The organism is Novosphingobium aerophilum (assembly GCF_014230305.1).
GTDB classification, from domain to species: domain Bacteria; phylum Pseudomonadota; class Alphaproteobacteria; order Sphingomonadales; family Sphingomonadaceae; genus Novosphingobium; species Novosphingobium aerophilum.
Window position 1 is genome coordinate 30,531 of the sequence record NZ_JACLAU010000011.1, and the last position, 17,412, is coordinate 47,942.

The 17,412-nt window shown below is 70.4% G+C and carries 16 protein-coding genes; 10 read left to right on the plus strand and 6 right to left on the minus strand.

Features of this window, described 5'->3' with window-relative positions; all coding sequences use genetic code 11:
* Positions 1-69 precede the first annotated feature (69 nt).
* Complete coding sequence (locus tag H7F49_RS09215; RefSeq protein ID WP_185683303.1) at positions 70-729, plus strand: RluA family pseudouridine synthase; 660 nt, start codon at positions 70-72, stop codon at positions 727-729.
* Positions 722-1,141, plus strand: a complete 420-nt coding sequence (gene arfB / locus H7F49_RS09220) for an alternative ribosome rescue aminoacyl-tRNA hydrolase ArfB (RefSeq protein ID WP_185683304.1) — start codon at positions 722-724, stop codon at positions 1,139-1,141. Before H7F49_RS09215 ends, arfB begins: the two co-directional genes overlap by 8 nt.
* 22 nt (positions 1,142-1,163) lie before the next feature.
* Here arfB and H7F49_RS09225 read toward each other — a convergent pair whose 3' ends face one another.
* The 3 genes from H7F49_RS09225 to H7F49_RS09235 form a co-directional block, all read right to left on the minus strand.
* Positions 1,164-2,276, minus strand: coding sequence for an acyltransferase family protein (locus tag H7F49_RS09225; RefSeq protein ID WP_185683305.1), 1,113 nt, complete (start codon positions 2,274-2,276; stop codon positions 1,164-1,166).
* A gap of 102 nt (positions 2,277-2,378) precedes the next feature.
* Positions 2,379-2,645: a hypothetical protein gene (locus H7F49_RS09230; RefSeq protein WP_407940299.1), complete on the minus strand. Its 267-nt coding sequence runs from the start codon at positions 2,643-2,645 to the stop codon at positions 2,379-2,381.
* Between the two features lie 14 nt (positions 2,646-2,659).
* Positions 2,660-2,965: a hypothetical protein gene (locus tag H7F49_RS09235; protein ID WP_185683306.1), complete on the minus strand. Its 306-nt coding sequence runs from the start codon at positions 2,963-2,965 to the stop codon at positions 2,660-2,662.
* Positions 2,966-3,132: 167 nt separating this feature from the next.
* On the opposite strand from H7F49_RS09235, the gene H7F49_RS09240 reads away from it, so the two are divergent.
* The 4 genes from H7F49_RS09240 to metH all read left to right on the plus strand — a co-directional run bounded on the left by H7F49_RS09240 (position 3,133) and on the right by metH (position 9,079).
* Positions 3,133-4,122, plus strand: coding sequence for an ArsR/SmtB family transcription factor (locus H7F49_RS09240; RefSeq protein ID WP_185683307.1), 990 nt, complete (start codon positions 3,133-3,135; stop codon positions 4,120-4,122).
* Positions 4,119-5,006 carry a methylenetetrahydrofolate reductase [NAD(P)H] gene (gene metF, locus H7F49_RS09245; RefSeq protein WP_185683308.1) on the plus strand — a complete coding sequence of 296 codons (888 nt, stop codon included), beginning with the start codon at positions 4,119-4,121 and terminating at the stop codon, positions 5,004-5,006. Before H7F49_RS09240 ends, metF begins: the two co-directional genes overlap by 4 nt.
* Positions 5,007-5,142: 136 nt before the next feature.
* Positions 5,143-6,207, plus strand: a complete 1,065-nt coding sequence (locus H7F49_RS09250; protein ID WP_185683309.1) for a homocysteine S-methyltransferase family protein — start codon at positions 5,143-5,145, stop codon at positions 6,205-6,207.
* A 124-nt stretch (positions 6,208-6,331) separates the two neighbouring features.
* Entirely contained in the window at positions 6,332-9,079 is a 2,748-nt protein-coding gene (gene metH / locus H7F49_RS09255; protein ID WP_185683310.1) for a methionine synthase, read from the plus strand.
* Between the two features lie 33 nt (positions 9,080-9,112).
* On the opposite strand, the gene H7F49_RS09260 is transcribed toward metH, so the two are convergent.
* The gene (locus H7F49_RS09260) at positions 9,113-9,403 is read right to left on the minus strand and encodes a protein usg (protein ID WP_328806641.1); all 291 of its coding nucleotides are present in this window, start codon (positions 9,401-9,403) and stop codon (positions 9,113-9,115) included.
* A gap of 272 nt (positions 9,404-9,675) precedes the next feature.
* Between H7F49_RS09260 and H7F49_RS09265 the strand changes: the two genes are divergently transcribed.
* Both H7F49_RS09265 and H7F49_RS09270 read left to right on the plus strand, forming a co-directional pair.
* The gene (locus H7F49_RS09265) at positions 9,676-11,406 is read left to right on the plus strand and encodes a hypothetical protein (RefSeq protein WP_185683312.1); all 1,731 of its coding nucleotides are present in this window, start codon (positions 9,676-9,678) and stop codon (positions 11,404-11,406) included.
* The gene (locus H7F49_RS09270; RefSeq protein ID WP_185683313.1) at positions 11,403-12,086 is read left to right on the plus strand and encodes a Crp/Fnr family transcriptional regulator; all 684 of its coding nucleotides are present in this window, start codon (positions 11,403-11,405) and stop codon (positions 12,084-12,086) included. The genes H7F49_RS09265 and H7F49_RS09270 overlap by 4 nt, the downstream gene beginning before the upstream one ends.
* Here H7F49_RS09270 and H7F49_RS09275 read toward each other — a convergent pair.
* Positions 12,080-13,702, minus strand: coding sequence for a tetratricopeptide repeat-containing protein (locus H7F49_RS09275; RefSeq protein ID WP_185683314.1), 1,623 nt, complete (start codon positions 13,700-13,702; stop codon positions 12,080-12,082). The genes H7F49_RS09270 and H7F49_RS09275 overlap by 7 nt on opposite strands.
* Positions 13,703-13,813: 111 nt before the next feature.
* On the minus strand, positions 13,814-14,191 hold the full coding sequence (locus tag H7F49_RS09280; RefSeq protein ID WP_185683315.1) for a UrcA family protein: 378 nt from the start codon (positions 14,189-14,191) through the stop codon (positions 13,814-13,816).
* A gap of 221 nt (positions 14,192-14,412) precedes the next feature.
* Here H7F49_RS09280 and H7F49_RS09285 point away from each other — a divergent pair, with 221 nt between their 5' ends.
* Both H7F49_RS09285 and H7F49_RS09290 read left to right on the plus strand, forming a co-directional pair.
* Complete coding sequence (locus tag H7F49_RS09285) at positions 14,413-16,503, plus strand: amidohydrolase family protein (RefSeq protein WP_185683316.1); 2,091 nt, start codon at positions 14,413-14,415, stop codon at positions 16,501-16,503.
* A gap of 171 nt (positions 16,504-16,674) precedes the next feature.
* Positions 16,675-17,268, plus strand: coding sequence for an FxDxF family PEP-CTERM protein (locus H7F49_RS09290; RefSeq protein ID WP_185683317.1), 594 nt, complete (start codon positions 16,675-16,677; stop codon positions 17,266-17,268).
* Positions 17,269-17,412: the final 144 nt, after the last annotated feature.

Sequence of the window (17,412 nt, forward strand, 5' to 3'; positions counted from 1 at the left end):
CCCGGCACTGCCTGCCGCGCGCGGGCTTCGCCAGGCTCTGCCCGAGCCGATCTGGACAGCCGTACCCCCATGACCACCCCTTTCCCCATCCTGTTCGAAGACGGCGAAGCGCTGGTGATCGACAAGCCGGGCGGCCTCCCGCTTGATCGCCCGCGCGCCGGGGGCGTGAGCCTGGAGGACCGGCTGGAGGAGCTGCGCCTGGGCTTCCAGCGCCCCCCCGCACCGGTCCATCGGCTGGACCGCGACACCTCCGGCTGCCTCCTGCTGGCGCGCAATCCCAAGGCGCTGAAGCGGTTTGCCGCCGCCTTCGAGGCGCGGCTGGTCGAGAAGCGCTATCTGGGCATCGTGGCCGGGCCGGTGAGCGGCACGGAAGGGACCATCGCCCTGTCCCTCTCCAAGATCAGCTCGGCCAGCGAGGGCTGGCGGATGATCGTGGCGAAGAAGGGCAAGCCGGCGGTGACTCACTGGCGCAAGCTGGCCGAGCTGGGCGGGCACACCCTGATCGAATTCCGCCCCGAAACCGGCCGCACGCATCAGATCCGGGTCCACGCCGAACATGCCTTCGGCCATGCCCTGCTGGGCGATCCGGTCTATGGCAACGGCCGGGGTGCGGCCCGCACCATGCTGCATGCGGCGGGCCTGACCGTGCCGCGCGAGGGCAAGGATCCGGTCGTGGCGCTGGCCCCGCTGCCGGCGGATTTCGCCGCGCTTGGCTTTGCCGATGACTGATCCGGCCGAGGCCGCGGTCGCCCTGGCCCTGGCCGGGGCGGGCGAGAGCTTCATCGCCGCCGCCGGTCCCGGGGGGCAGAACGTCAACAAGGTGGCGACGGCGGTGCAGCTGCGGGTGGATGTCTTCGCCCTGCGGCTGGCCCCGCCGGTCTATCACCGCCTGCGCGAACTGGCCGGAAGCCGAATGACCGCCAAGGGCGAGATCGTGCTGACCGCCCGCCGCTTCCGCACGCAGGAGCAGAACCGCGCCGATGCGCGCGAGCGGCTGGCCGAACTGATCCGCGCCGCGCACCGCCTGCCCGAACAGCGCGCCAAGAGCCGGCTGAACCGGGTGGGCAAGGCGCAGCGGCTGGACAGCAAGAAGAAACACGGCGCGGTCAAGGCCGGGCGGGGCAAGGTCACGCTCGATTGAACCGCCGCGGCGCGGGGCAGGCTCAGGCCAGGCCGGCGTCCGCTGCGGCCGACCGCGCCGGACGGGCATCGGGCAGATAGCGGCGCAGCCGCTGCAACGGTTTTTCGAACAGGAACCAGCTCAACGTGGCCAGGGCCATGGTCGCCCCGGTGTTGATCGCCAGCCCGGACCAGGTGCGATGTTCGACCCAGGGGATCAGCGCGCGCGGGCCGTGGGTGATGATCGCATAGGCCACCGGCAGGTGCAGCAGGTAGATACCGAGGCTGATCCGGCCGAAGAAGACCAGCGGGCGCCAGTCGAGAAAGGCCCCGGCCGCGCCCAGCTTGCCATCGAAGGCCGACAGGATCAGCACGCTGAGCGGGACCAGCCACAGGCCGGGCAGGACCACGGTATCGATGAACCCGCCGAACATCCCGGCCAGGCTGAGCAGCACGGCCAGGACCAGGGCCCAGACCTGGGCACGGCGTTCCACCAGGAACCCAAGGCGCGCATGGCCGATCGCCAGCAGCGAGCCGACCGCCAGGGCATCGAACGAGGCGAAGGGCAGGGTCTGGAACCCGACCTGGGTGTGCAGGCCGGCCCACCACATGCCCAGCCGGAACAGGACCGCCACCCCCATCATGGCGAACAGCAGCAGGTTGCGGCGGGTGGTGTCGAGCAGCAGGAACAGCAGCGGCCAGACCAGATAGAACTGCTCCTGCACGCAGATGGTCCAGAAATGCGGCAGGAACCATGAGGTGACGTGCCAGTGGTTCTTGATCGCCTGCATGATGTTGGTGACGAACAGGCCGTGGATCGCCGCCTCGCGCAGCTCGATCACGCCGCCGACCAACAGCACGGCGATGATCAGGTAATAGAGCGGCCAGATGCGCAGGGCCCGCTTGGCATAGAAGCTGAGCAGGGCGGCCGTGCCACCATGGGCGGCCACCCCGGCCGACCGCGCCGGCAACTGGGCCATCAGCGTGCGGGTGATCAGGAACCCGCTGAGCAGCAGGAAGAACCGCACCCCGACCGTGCCCGGGAGGAACCGCGTGGAGATCCCGGCATGATCGAACAGCACGCCCGAAATCGCCAGCAGGCGCAGCGAATCGAGCTGCTCGCGGCGGCCCTTGGCCTGAAGGGTGTTGCGGCTCACGCGTGAAGGTCCAGCGCACTCGTCATCGGCAGATGGCGGCGCCAAGCCACGTTCCGCCCCCTGGCACAAGCGCCGCTTTGGGCAGGACGCACGATTTCCCGGTCAGTGTGGCGCGGCTGCGGTCGGGACCGGTGTAGCCTCGGATGCGGCCGGGGCCGGTTCCGGAGGCGCCTGGCCTTCGATCATCGCCGCCGCCCGGTCAAGCGCGCGAGCCTCACCCACGGTCACCCCGCCCGGTCCGGGTTCGTTGTCGGCCTTCTGGCAACCGCCCAGGACCAGCGCCCCCGCCAGCAGCGGCGCTGCCCATCGCAGGGCAGGGGCAGGGGCGATGGCGTGCCCCGGCGGAAAGACCCCGCGCGGCATTGTCACATCGCCCCTTCCGGTCACATCTTCTTTTCGGCCTGGTCGAGCGCCTGATCGGCGCCATCGCCGGCCGCGTTGAAATCGGCCGCGGCAGCCGCAGCAGCGGCGGCGGCATCATCGGGCTTGGCGGCGGCATTGGGGTCGGCCGCCTGAGTCATCGGCGCCGCATCGGGCACCGGCAGGGCGGCGACCGTGCTCATGCTGTCCTCGGCCGGCATCTCGACGTTGTCGGGGCTGGCCTGTTCGTTCGCATCGTCCGAGCTGCCGCAAGCCGAGAGGGCCAGGGTCGCCGCAGCAGCGGTGGCGAGGAGGAGCGCTTTCTTCATGGGAATGGGACCTTTGCTTGGTGCTCTTGCCTGGCAGCCGCTCTAGCCTATGCGGGGGCCGCAGGGCAAACGGGACCAAGGGGTCAATCCCCACTGCAGTTCCATATAAAGATATCCTTATATCTTTCGCTTGAAACGATATAAAGATATCTTTATATGGCTGGGCCATGAAGCTCGAACCGACCCTGCGGGCACTGGCCGATCCGACCCGGTTGCGCATCATGCGCCTGCTCGCCGATATGGAGCTGGCCGTGGGTGAACTGGCCCAGGTGCTGGGCCAGAGCCAGCCGCGGGTCTCGCGCCACATCAAGATCCTGTGCGACGCGGCGCTCGCCGAACGGCGGCGCGAAGGCTCCTGGGTGTTCCTGCGCATGGCGGTGGGGCCCGATCGCGCGCCGCCGCTGGGGGCGGCGGTGGCCCGGCTGCTCGAGGCCGGAGAAGGCGATGACGCGGCGTTCGCTGCCCGCTGCGCCGAAGACCGGCGCCACCTTGCCGCGATCCGTGCGGCGCGCGAGGAACAGGCGGCCGCCTACTTTGCGCGTCATGCCGCCGAATGGGACACGCTGCGCTCGCTCCATTCCCCGGACGAACCGGTCGAGGCGGCGCTGGCCGCCGCGCTGGGCCGGCAGGAGCTGGGCGCCCTGCTCGACGTGGGGACTGGCACGGGCCGCATGGCCGAGCTGTTCGCGGCGCGGGCCCGACAGGTCACGGCGGTCGACAAGAGCCCGGAGATGCTGCGCCTGGCCCGTGCCCGGCTGCAGCACCTGCCCGCCGGGAAGGTCGATCTGCAGCAGGGCGATTTCACCGACCTGCCCTTCCCCGCCGGATCGTTCGATACGGTCCTGTTCCACCAGGTGTTGCACTATGCGCAGGAGCCCGCCCCGGTGCTCGCCGAGGCCGCCCGCGTGACGGCGCCGGGCGGGCGCATCGCCGTGGTCGACTTCGCCGCGCACGCGCATGAGGAGCTGCGCAGCCAGCACGCCCATGCCCGCCTGGGCTTCTCCGACGAACAGATGCTGGACCTGCTCACCGGCGTCGGCTTCGCGCCCGCCGCCCCCCTGGCGATCCCGGGCCAGCCGCTGACCGTCAAGATCTGGACCGGCATCCGCGTGGGCGCGGTGCACGGCCAGCCCTCCCTGCGAAAGACCCTGTCGTGACCCTGCCTGCCACTGCCCCGCTGTTCGCCGATCTGCCCGGCGACATTTCGGTCTCGTTCGAATTCTTCCCGCCCAAGAGCGAGAAGATGGAGGAACAGCTGTGGGATGCGATCACCCAGCTCGCCCCGCTGCAGCCCAGCTTCGTTTCGGTCACTTACGGCGCCGGCGGATCGACCCGCGAGCGGACTCACGCCACGGTGGCGCGGATCGTGCGCGAGACCAGCCTCGTGCCGGCTGCGCACCTGACCTGCGTCAGCGCCAGCAAGGCCGAGATCGCCGAGGTGGCGGACCAGTACTGGGAGGCGGGCGTGCGCCATCTTGTCGCGCTGCGCGGCGATCCGCCGCCGGCCGACGGGGGCACCTTCGTGCCGCATCCGCAGGGCTACACCTGCGCCGCCGACCTGGTCGCCGGGCTGATGGCGCGGCACGATTTCGACATCTCGGTCGCCGCCTACCCCGAGGTCCATCCCGAGGCGGCCAGCGCGCAGAGCGATCTCGACAACCTGAAGCGCAAGCTCGACGCCGGGGCGAACCGCGCGATCACCCAGTTCTTCTTTTCGACCGACGCCTACTTCCGTTTTCTGGACAAGGCCCTGGCCGCCGGGATCAGCGCGCCGATCCTGCCCGGGATCATGCCGGTGACCAGCTTCGCCGCGATCCGCCGGATGAGCGCCAACACCGAGATCCCGGCCTGGATGGAAGCCATGTTCGAAGGGCTGGACGACCGCCCCGGCCCGCGCGCGCTGGTCTCGGCCGTGGCCGCCGCCGACCTCTGCCGCCGGCTCTACGCCGGGGGCGTGCGCGACTTCCACTTCTACACGCTCAACAAGGCCGAACAGGCCTATGCCATCTGCCACCTGCTTGGTCTGAGGCCGAAGGGGTGAAGGATCTATCTTCACGCGTCATCCTGAACTTGTTTCAGGATCCAGCGTGCCCTGGGGCGCGGACGGTGCCCAAGGCGAAATGGACCCTGAAACAGGTTCAGGGTGACGATGATGGAAACAAGCAAGGACCAAGCCGATGAACGCCCTTACCCCCAGCGCCGCGCGCACGGCCTTCCTCGCCGAGGCTGCCAAGCGCATCCTCATCACCGACGGGGCCTTCGGCACCGAGATCCAGGCCTGGAAGCTGGGCGAGGCCGACTATGCCGGCACGCTCGGTCTGGCCAAGGACCAGAAGGGCAACAACGACATCCTGGCGCTGACCAAGCCGGAAGTGCCCGAATCGATCCACCGCGCCTATTTCGCGGCCGGGGCCGACATTGCCGAGACCAACACCTTCTCGGCCAACCGGATCAGCCAGGCCGACTATGCCGCCGAGCATCTGGTGCGCGAGATCAACGTGGCCAGCGCCCAGCTCGCCCGCCGCATCGCCGACGAGTACCAGGCCAGGGATGGCCGCCCGCGTTTCGTGGCAGGCGCGATCGGGCCGACCAACAAGACCCTCTCGCTCAGCCCCGACGTCAACGATCCCGGCTTCCGTGAGATCGACTGGGACACGCTGGTCGATGTCTACAAGGAACAGGCCGCGGCGCTGGTCGAGGGCGGGGCGGACTTCATCCTGATCGAGACCGTGTTCGACACGCTCAACGCCAAGGCCGGGATCATGGCGGTCAAGCAGGTGGAGCAGGACCTGGGCCGCGAGGTGCCGATCATGCTGTCGATGACGCTGACCGACCTGTCGGGCCGCAACCTCTCGGGCCACACGGTCGAGGCGTTCTGGCACGCGGTGCGCCATGCCAGGCCGCTGACCATCGGGCTCAACTGCTCGTTCGGGGCGACCCAGCTGCGCCCGCATGTCAAGCTGCTGAGCGAGATCGCCGACACCGCGATCATGGTCTATCCCAACGCCGGCCTGCCCAACGAGCTGGGCGCCTATGACGAGCTGCCGGAGACGACCGCCGGGCTGGTCCACGAATGGGCCGCGGCCGGGCAGGTCAATGTGCTGGGCGGCTGCTGCGGATCGACCCCGGCGCACATCGCGGCCATGGCCAAGGCGGTGGCCGGCCTGCCGGGGCGGGCGATCCCGTCGCTCGAACCGGTGACGCGCCTCGCTGGGCTGGAACCGTTCATCATGGCGGCCTGATTTCACACCCCTCCCCTTCAGGGGAGGGGCCGGGGGTGGGGGCGCTCCCCACCCGCCACGCTCGACCAGGACACAACCCCCACCCCAACCCCTCCCCTGAAGGGGAGGGGCTTGAAGGCAAGACATGACCCAGACCACCCCCTCCCCCGCAAGTTCGACCGGCGCCCGCTTCGTCAACATCGGCGAGCGCACCAACGTCACCGGCTCGGCCGCGTTCAAGAAGCTGATCCTCGCGGGCGACTATGCCAAGGCGATCGAGGTGGCGCGCCAGCAGGTGGAAAACGGCGCGCAGATCATCGACGTGAACATGGACGAGGGCCTGCTCGATGCGGTCGCCGCCATGACCACCTACCTCAAGCTGCTCGCCGCCGAGCCCGACATCGCCCGGGTCCCGGTGATGATCGACAGCTCGAAGTGGGAAGTGATCGAGGCGGGCCTCAAGTGCGTGTCGGGCAAGCCGATCGTCAATTCGATCTCCATGAAGGAGGGCGAGGCGGCGTTCCTGGCGCAAGCGCGCAAGTGCATGGACTATGGCGCGGCCGTGGTGGTCATGGCCTTCGACGAACAGGGCCAGGCCGATACCAAGGCGCGCAAGGTCGAGATCTGCACCCGCGCCTACAAGCTGCTGACGGGGATCGGCTTCCCGCCCGAGGACATCATCTTCGACCCCAACGTGTTCGCGGTGGCGACCGGGATCGAGGAGCACAACAACTACGCGGTCGACTTCATCGAGGCGGTGAAGGAGATCCGGGTGGCCTGCCCGCATGTCCACTTCTCGGGCGGGCTATCGAACCTCTCGTTCTCGTTCCGCGGCAACGAGCCGGTGCGGCGGGCGATGCATTCGATCTTCCTCTACCACGCGATCCCCGCCGGGCTCGACATGGCGATCGTCAACGCCGGGCAGCTCGATGTCTACGACACGATCGACCCCGACCTGCGCCTCGCCTGCGAGGACGTGATCCTCAACCGCGATCCGGACGCGACCGACCGGCTGATCACGCTGGCCGAACGGTTCAAGGGTAAGGACGCCGTGGCCGAGAAGGCCGCCGAGGAATGGCGCGGCTGGGACGTGATCAAGCGCATCGAGCATGCCCTGGTGAAGGGCATCGACGCGCATATCGTCGACGACACCGAGCTCGCCCGGCAGGAGATCGCGGCGCGCGGCGGCCGGCCGATCGAGGTGATCGAAGGCCCGCTGATGGACGGGATGAACGTGGTCGGCGACCTGTTCGGCGCGGGCAAGATGTTCCTGCCGCAGGTGGTCAAGTCGGCCCGCGTGATGAAGAAGGCGGTCGCGCACCTGATCCCCTTCATCGAGGCCGAGAAGGAAGAGGGCGCCAAGGCCAAGGGCCGGATTATCATGGCCACGGTCAAGGGCGACGTTCACGATATCGGCAAGAACATCGTCGGGGTCGTGCTGCAGTGCAACGGCTACGAGGTGATCGACCTGGGCGTGATGGTGCCGTGGTCGACCATCATCGACACGGCGCAGAAGGAGCAGGTCGACATGATCGGCCTGTCCGGCCTGATCACCCCCTCGCTCGACGAGATGGTGACCGTGGCCGAGGAGATGCAGCGCGCCGGGCTGACCATCCCGCTGCTGATCGGCGGGGCGACCACCAGCAAGGTCCACACCGCGCTGCGGATCGATCCGGCCTATACCGGCCCGGTGATCCACGTGCTCGATGCCAGCCGCGCGGTCGGCGTCGCCAGCCAGTTGTTGTCCGATACCCAGGCCAAGCCGTTCATCGCCGCCACGGCGAACGAGTACGAGGCGGTGCGCGAGGCGCGCGCCGGCAAGGAAGGATCGGCGCTGCTGCCGCTGGACGAGGCGCGGGCCAACGCCTTCGTGCCCGACCTGGCCGAAAAGGCCCCCGCCCCGGCCCAGCCCGGGCTCCACGTCTATGCCGACTGGGACCTGGCCGACCTGGCCGAATGCATCGACTGGACCCCGTTCTTCCGCGCCTGGGAACTGGCCGGGACCTATCCCGCGATCCTGGACGACGCGGTGGTGGGGGACAGCGCGCGGTCGCTCTATGCCGATGCGCGGGCGATGCTGGACAAGATCATCAGCGAGAAGTGGCTGACCGCCCGGGGTGTCGCCGCGTTCTGGCCGTGCCGGCGGGATGGGGATGATATCATCATATCCTCCCCGGCACGGGGAGGGGGGCCGTCGCAGACGGTGGAGGGGCAAGGCGTGGAGTCGGGCCACCTCACCCCCGGTAACACCGTGCCCCTCCACCATCCTGCGGATGGTCCCCCTCCCCGGGCCGGGGAGGAAGTCCGCCTCCCCTTCCTGCGCCAGCAGATCAAGAAGAGCCGCGGCCGCGCGAACTTCTGCCTGGCCGACTTCATCGATCCGACGGGCGACTGGCTGGGCGGCTTCGCGGTGGGCATCCACGGGATCGAGCCGCACCTCGCCCGGTTCCAGGCGGCGCACGACGATTACAACGACATCCTGCTCAAGGCCCTGGCCGACCGCTTCGCCGAAGCCTTCGCCGAACGCCTGCACCAGCATGTCCGCACCACGCTGTGGGGCTATGCCCCGGGCGAGCAGTTGACCAACGAGGCGCTGATCCGCGAGCAATATCGCGGCATCCGCCCGGCGCCGGGCTATCCCGCCTGCCCGGATCACAGCCTCAAGCCGATCCTCTTCGACCTGCTGAAGGCCACCGACAACGCCGGCCTGACCCTGACCGAGAGCCAGGCCATGTTGCCCACGGCGGCGGTTTCGGGCTTCTACTTCGCCCACCCGGACAGCCAGTACTTCGGCGTGGCGCGGATCGGGCGCGACCAGGTGGAGGACTATGCCGCGCGGCGCGGGATCGATCTGGCGACGGCGGAGCGCTGGCTGCGGCCGAACCTGGACTGAACCGTCCGGCAGCGGGGGCTGGTCCGTCAGGCGCTATTGCAGGGTAAAGACTTCCCCCTGGCGCTGCCACTGGCGCGGCCCCAGCTTGATATCGTGCGCAACCCGCACCGAATGGAGCACCGCCTCGACCTCGCGCCGCCAGTGATCGAGAAAGCGGCGCAACTGGGGGAAATGCGGGGCTTCGTCGTACAGCTGCCAGATGAACACCTGCAGCAGCGACGGGTAGTCCGGCAGGTAGTAGCTGATCTCGACGGTCGAAAGGCCCTGGCCCAGCAATTGCCGCCGGAAATCGTCGTGTGGTCCGGGATGACGTGACTCGAACACTCTGCGTCTCCTCGTCGTCGCGCGATCTGGTCGCCTGCTCCCCTGTGGTTGTGGTGATCGGCAATAGATCATCCATGCTTGAGAACTGTCAAGCATGGATCAAATTAAGCCTCTGCGAACAAAAGATATTCTGGCACTCTATCAGGGAGAGTGCCAGAACTCGCGGCCGGGCGGGCGGACCAGCCCGCGCCTGCTGTACGGGCGCGTGCCGTTGTGCTGTAAGCAGGGACGATCGCATCCGCCAGCACCACCGACGGGGACCCTTGCCGGCCATGACCACGCAGCTTCGCATCGGCGTGACCGGGCACCGCCCGGCTCTGCTCGGCGAGACCGATCCGGACCTGCTGCAGGCCCGCGTGGCTGCGGTCTTTGCCGCGGTGGATCAGGCCATGGCCCCGTTCGACGGCCGGGTGACGCTGATTTCCTGCGCTGCCGCCGGGGCCGATCGCCTGGCCGCGGCGGCCGGGGAGCAACGGGGCTGGGCCCATGAGGCCATCCTGCCCTTCCCCGCCGACGACTATGCCCGCGACTTCGCCGGGGGGCCGGATGTCGAGGCCTTCCGGCACAGCCTGGCGACGGCGCAGCGGGTCTTCGCGCTCGACGGCGTGCGGGACGATGCCTCCGGCGAGACCGATCTGCGTCGCGGCGCCCGCGCCTATGAGCGGGCCGGCCGGGTGCTGCTGGCCCAGTGCGACCTGCTGGTCGGGATCTGGAACGGAGGCCCCCCGGGCGGGCCCGGCGGCACCGGCCAGGTGGTCGCCGAGGCGGTGATCGCCGGGGTGCCGGTGATTCACCTGGCCCTCGCCACCGATGTGGCGCCGACGATCCTGTGGAGCGGGCTGAACGCCCATGCCCTGGGCGAGGATACGGTCGATACCGTCGCCCGCGCCGGGCTCGATCGGCTGCCCGAGGTGCTTGCCGCGCTGCCGGGCCTGCGCGGCGCAGACGGTCCGCAGGTGGCTTCCGCTCCGCCGTCGCGCGCCTGGCTCGAGGCGCCGCTGGCCTGGCCCTATCGGATGCTGCTGTGGTTGACCCGGGCCCGGGCGGGGCGCGGGTTTGCTGCCGCGACCCCTGCGGCCCACCCTGCGCCACCGCCGCTGGCCGCCGACCTGGCGGAACGGTTCGCCGCCGCCGATCGCGCCGCCAGCGCGGCCGCAGCGGCCTATCGCGGCGCCTATGTCGCCAACTTCGTGCTCGCCGCTGCCGCCGTGCTGGTGTCGCTGTCGGGCCTGGTCCTGCCGATGGCCGCCAAGCCGCTGCTGCTGGCCGGGGAAATCGCCCTGATCGCGGCCATCCTGACCGTGACCGGGCTGGGCACCCGGCGCGGCTGGCATCAGGTGTGGATCGAGCAGCGCCAGTTGGCCGAGCGGCTGCGCTGCCTGGACCTGGCCGCGCGACTGGGTGATCTGGGTCTGCGCGGGCATGGCGCGGGCACCCGGCCCGGGGTCCAGGCCGAGGCCTGCGTCGCGGCGCGCGCCCTTGGCCTGCCCGCGCAGGCCGTGACGCCGGCCTGGCTGGCGGCGATGCGTGACGAGCTGCTGGCCCTGACGGCCGACCAGCGCGGCTACTTCGCGCGCGAGGCGCGGACCATGCACCGGCTGGACCATGCCTTGCACCGGGCTGGGGTGATCCTGTTCTCGGCGACGGCAGCGGTCTGCGTCGCCTTCCTGGGCTACGAGGCCTGGCTGGGGCTGACCGGCCATCCGGTCGACGAGGAACACCTCCATCACCTGGCCCTGTGGGTGACGCTGCTGACCGCGGCCTTTCCCACCCTGGGCGCGGCCTTGCACGGGATCCGCATGCAGGGTGATTTCGCCGGCGCCGCCGAGCGCAGCCACGCGGTCGACACGCAACTGGCCGGACTGGAGCGCGCGATCCGTGACGAGCCGCCCGGCTTCGACACGCTGGTGGTGCGGATGCGCCGGGTCATGGCCCTGCTGACCGAAGACCTCGATTCCTGGACCTACACGTACCAGGGCCGCCCCCTGGTCCTGCCGGGATGATGGCCACCCCGGGCGAGGACAGCCCGCCGATCGCGGCGATCGTGGCGCGGGCGTTCGGCTGCCAGGACGAGCTGGCCGGGGTGATCGCGGCGCGGGCGCGGCTGCGTGACCATCCGGCGCGGGCCACGATCCTGCGGGGCGAAGCGCCGGTCGAGCACCTCCACCTGATGATCGAGGGGCACGCCCGGATGATCGCCACCGCGCTGGAAGGGCGCATGGCGGTGATCGAGGACTATCGCCCGGGCGACCTGTTCGGCGAGCGCGGCCTGTTCGATCCGCTGGGCCTGCCGCACGATGTCGTGGCAGTGCGGGCGTCGCGCACCGGAGCCTTCGCCAATGCCGAGTTCGTTGGCCTGATGAGCCGCTATGCCGCAGTGGCCCTGGCGGTGTCGCGGCTGCTGGTGGCGCGGCTCAACCTGGCCCAGCGGCGCCTGGCCGAGGGGACCACCCTGTCGGTCCGGGGCCGGGTCTGCGCCGAGCTGCTGCGGCTGGCCCGCGCCGCCCCGGACCTGACGATCGCCCCGGCCCCGGTGCTGGCACAACTGGCCCTTGCGGTGGACAGCACCCGGGAATCGGTGTCGCGCACGATCAGCCTGCTCGAGCGGCGCGGCCTGATCCGCCGGACCGACCAGGCGCTGACCGTCGTCGCGCCGCACCGGCTGGAGGAACTGCTCTACTGATCGGGGCGGCGGCGGATGGCATAGAGCGCCCCGCCGTCATCCTCGCCGATCTCCTCGACCAGCAGGTCGTGGCTGTGGCGCACGCAGAGCGAGGCGGCGAGCGTGTCCGAGGCGAGCAGCACGCCCGGCAGGGCGGCGCGGCGGAGCGGCTCCAGCCGGGCCAGCGCCGCCCCGGCAAAGGTCGTCGCGCCACCGGCCGCAATGGCGTGGACCAGCCCGTAATGCCCGGCGACGCAGACCTGCGGGTCGGCGCCGGCCAGGGCCAGCGCGGCATAGTCCCAGGCTGGCTCGACCTCGGCGAACCCGGCGATCACGCCATCGGCGGCGGAAAGCATCACGTCGGGCCGGGGCCCCGCATCCAGCCGGTGGAGCAGCGGGGTCAGCGCGTCGTCGACCCGCGCGGCGAAGGCGGCATCGCTCGGGCCGGTCGCAGGGATGGGTGCCAGGTAAAGCCAGGTCATCAGCCGCAGGTCGCGGCGGCCCTCCGCTGGCTTGGTGCCCGATGCGGCCACGGGGGCGCTGCGCGGCTCCGCCAGGCAGGTCTGGCCGGCTCCGCCCGCTCCGGCGGTCTCGCACCAGCGCTCGCCGAGATAGGCCGTGGCCGTGCCCTGGCCATAGCCGGGCCCGGCGGAATCGGTCACCAGCACCTGCACCGCCGCGGTTTCCAGCCGGTGCGCGTGCAGGCGGGCGGCGCCCATCGCTACGTCGGCGGCCAGCCGGTTGGCCAGCGGCTGGTAATCGCCCCCCAGCGTGGTCACGCCCTGCAGGCTGGTCGCCGCATCGGCGACGCGCCGGTACAGCTCCACCCAGAACCCGCCATAGGGCGCGACCGACTGGGCGACGAAGGATTCGGGCGCGGTAGGCAGGACCACGTGGAGCTCCGCCCCTCGGGCCAGCAGGGCGGCCGCCACGACCAGATCGGCCCCGGCCGCGAGAGCGCCATGGCCCGCGATCACGCGCTGTTCGGCCAGCACCGCCTCGACCCGCGTCCCGAGCGCCGCGGCCGCGGTATCGGCGATCCCCAGATGGCCGCCGAAGTGGATCACCCGCCCGGGCCGGTAGGCGTCGAGCCAGCCCGCATCGGTGCCCTGGGCCACCAGGATCAGGCCGAGCTGGCGCAGCGTGGCGGCCTGGTCCTCCCAGGCGTCGGGCTGGCGCGCGATCGCCTGCCCGAGCCATTGCCCCGCGGCGGCGCGATCGCCCAGCAGCAGCAGCGCCTCGGCGCGGGTCGCCGCCAGCCAGTAGGGGGTTTCGGGCGGGTGGTTCCCGGTGTCGAGCCAGGCCAGCACGGCGCGGGCGAGGTCCTCGCCAGCGGCGCGGTCTCCGGCGAGCCAGGTCAGGGTCGCCTGGTTGATGCGGGTGTAGGGCTGCGGGGCCAGGGCATCGGCTGCCGCATAGGCCGCTGCGGCCCGGGCAAGCAGGGCGGGACGCTCCGCCGCGGGCGCCCGCAGCGCCTGATCCTTGGCGAGCCGCCCGGCCACGGCGAGGGCGGCAGGGTCATGATCGGCGCGGTCGAACCCGGCGGCCCGGAACAGCGCGAGGGCATGGGTCAGGCTGCCGGCACGGGCCACCGTTACGATGCGAGCCAACGTGGCCGGGGGGGCGGACAGCGTCATGGGAAAACCTTATGCCGGAAGCGGCGAGCGGAGCAACGGAAACGGGCCGGGGACGGTGCAGCGGACTGCACCGTCCCGCGAGACCCGGCTGCGACCCTGAGGGGGCCGGGTTCAGCGCACCGGCTTGGGATCGACCGCAGCCAGGGCCGCCTTGCCGGTGGCGGTGAAGCCGGAGTCCAGCTGGGCCTGGCGCAGCGCCGCGTAGCGGGCTTCGGCGGTGCGGATCGCCTTGGCGAAGCATTCGCGGGCCAGCAGTTGGGCCTGCAGCGAGGAGTCTTCCGGCGGGCAGACGCGGTGGGCGGCGGCGACGATCCGGCTGCGGATCAGGCCGGCATCGTCGCCCTTGGCAAGGCTGGCGGCGTCAAGCTTGATCGTCGCGGTGGGGCCCTCGGGGGCCGCGTCGCGGGCCAGGGCGGCCAGCGGGGTCAGCATGGCGGTGGCGGCCAGGACAAGGGCGGGAACGGCGAGGTGCGAGCGGATGATGGTCATGGTCTGTCTCCTGATCTGTCTGGTTGCGTCGATCGGGTTCGTTCGACAGGACCCGGACTAGACCCCGGCCCCGGGCCCTGCGCGTGACGGCCGTCACGCTGGACAATTTTTCGCGCCGCCCGGCGGGACCTTGCCGCGACCCTGCGAGGTGTACTATGCGCATCAATCACCTGTCGCCGCGGGCCGCTCCGGGCCCGGGTGCTGTCCCGGAGAGGAACCCGATGTCCCGCCCAGCCCACCGCCAGCTCCTGGCATCCCTGTTGGCCGCCGCCGCCCTGTTCGCCCCCCTGCCGGTCCTGGCCCACGACGAGGTCGCGCCGCGCCCCGTGGTCACCAGCAAGGAGCAACTGCTGGTCGCCCCGGCGGGCGCGCGCCGCTACACCATCAGCTCGATCGCCGGCCAGCATGGCGAGATCGCGCAGTGGACCCTGCCCGACGGCCAGATCGCTTACCGCATGTCGATGTCGCTGCGGGGCTGGATCACCGAGACCGACCAGATCATGACCCTGGGGCCCGATGGCCGGCCGACCCGCATCTCGATCCGCGGCTTCACCGACAGCGGCGACGCGACCGAGGACTACGCGGTCGACGCGGCGGGCGTGGCCCGCTGGAAGACCTCGGTCGATTCCGGCGAGGCACCGCTCGGGGCAAAGCGCTACTCCACCTATGGCGGGCCCTGGCTGGCCGGCGAGGCCGACATCAACGCCCTGGTCGCGGCCGGTGACAAGGGCATCGACATGCTGCCCAGCGGCCATGCCACGCTGAAGATCGTCCGTCCGGTGACGGTCGCGGGCCCGAACGGTCCGGTTTCGCTCAAGCTGGCCTTCGTCCAGGGCCTGGGCTTCGCGCCCTCGCCGATCTGGCTCGACGCGGACAACCGGTTCTTCGCCTTTGCCGGCGGCATGTCGCTGCTGCCTGCGGGTCTGGAGGCGCTGGGGCCCAAGCTGAAGGACATCCAGGAGGCGGAGACCGCCGCCCTGGTGCGCGAGGTGGCCAAGGACTTCCTGAAGCCGGCCAACCGCACGCCCACCCTGGTCGACCACGTGCTGCTGTTCGATTCGCTCAGCGGCCGCTACGTGGCCGACCGGGCGGTGCTGATCGCGGACGGCAAGATCGCCGCGGTCGGGGCCGGCGGACAGGTCAAGGCCCCGGCCCGGGCGACCGTGATCGACGGTCGCGGCAAGACGATCACGCCGGGGCTGTGGGACGCGCACCGCCACGTCGGCGGGGATGACTGGAACCTGCTGCAGAACCTGGCCACCGGGATGACCAACTATCGCAGCCCGGGATCCCAGATCGACGAGGCGCAGAGCATCTTCAAGCGCCGCGCCGAGGGCAGCCTGCTGGCCCCCGATGGCAAGGTCTCGATCATCATCGACCGCAAGGACCCGCTGGCGGCCCAGGGCTCGCTGACGGTCTCCTCGGCCGAGGAGGCGATCGCCGCGGTGCGCCAGATCAAGAATGCCGGGATGTGGGGGGTGAAGTTCTACACCTCGATGAACCCGGCGTGGATCGCCCCGGCCGCGGCCGAGGCGCACCGGCTGGGGCTGCATGTCCATGGCCACGTGCCCGCCGGGATGCGCCCGCTCGAGGCGGTGCGGGCCGGCTATGACGAAGTCACCCACATCAACTTCATCATGATGCAGGCCATGCCGCAGGCCGTGGTCGACAAGGCCAACACCGCGGCGCGGCTGGAGGGCCCGGCCAAGTACGGCAAGGACGTCGATCTCGATTCTCCCGAGATGACGGCCTTCTATGCCGAGCTGGCCCGGCGCGGCACCGTGATCGACCCGACCCTGACCGTGTGGGAACCGCTGATGACCTCGGACGGCAGCGCCATGCCGCCCGAATATGCCCCCTATGCCGACGTGGCCCCGCCGACCGTGGCGCGCGGCTGGAGGATTTCGGGCTACCCGCTGTTCGATGGGCTCACCCGCGACGATTTCCGCAAGAGCTTCGCCAAGATGGTCGGGCTGGTCGGCCGGCTGCACAAGGCCGGCGTGCGGATCGTGGCGGGGACCGATGGTTATGGGCTGGAACTGGTGCGCGAGCTGGAGCTGTACCAGCAGGCCGGGCTGAGCAATGCCGAGGCCCTGCAGACCGCCACGATCGTCCCGGCGCGACTGACCGGCATGGACGGGCGCACCGGATCGATCACCCCCGGCAAGGTGGCCGACGTCATCCTGGTCGAGGGCGACGTGTCCCAGGACATCACCGCGCTGCGCCATGTCCACACCGTGTTCCTCGACGGCTACCGGTTGGACGGGGCCGCCCTGCGCAAGGCCAGCGGGCTGAGCGGCATGCCCCGCTGAGACGATGACCGCGCTGCGGGCCGCCGCTGATCCGGCGGCGGCCCCAGCCGATCCCGATACAATCGATAATTGCCTGATATAAAAGAAATTTCCGGGAACTGCAGGAACGCAACCCGCCAGCTTCGGTTAACCCCCCATTAACCGACCAGCCAAGGCAGGGAGTACCCGGGTATGAAGAGACTTGTAGCAGCACTGGCCGTTGGATCGGCCCTCGTCATGGCACCGGCCTCGCAAGCGGCCACCACGGTCGCCGCCAGCAACACCGACACGGCCGCCGACGGATCGTTCACGACCACGTTCAGCGATGCCAACATGCCGGTCGGGCCGGGCGGCCTGTTCACCCGCACGCTGGATTTCACCACGCTGGCCGGTATCCTGGGGATCAGCATCGAGACGATCGCCAACTATCCGGGCGGTCCGAACGACACCGACATCACCCGCGTGTGGCTGTCCGGGGGCTCGCTCGGCGTGCTGGACATCTTCCCGACCGTGTTCAGCATGGATACCGATGAACAGTACCGGCTCTATCCGTTCCCGGTCGATGCGGGCAACTACACCCTGTCCATCCAGGGCACGCCGGCATTGGAGAACAGTGGCTACAGCGGCCAAATCGTCTTTTCCGCCGGAGACATTCCGAACCCCAGCGCGGTCCCCGAACCGGCGACCTGGCTGCTGCTGATGACGGGCCTGGGAATGATCGGCTTCGCCCTGCGCCGTCACCGCGCCCACAGCGGCATTGCCCAGGTGCGCGTCCGGCTCGCCTGATCCTGCCCGACCAGGGGGACCTTTCACGACCGGCTCCGTCGCGCGACGGAGCCGGTCGTGTCTTGTGCCAAGGCGCATTGTGCGGCGCGGCGCGCGCCCTGACATAGACCAACTAGCCCAACGAGTTAGATTTCTATCAAATGG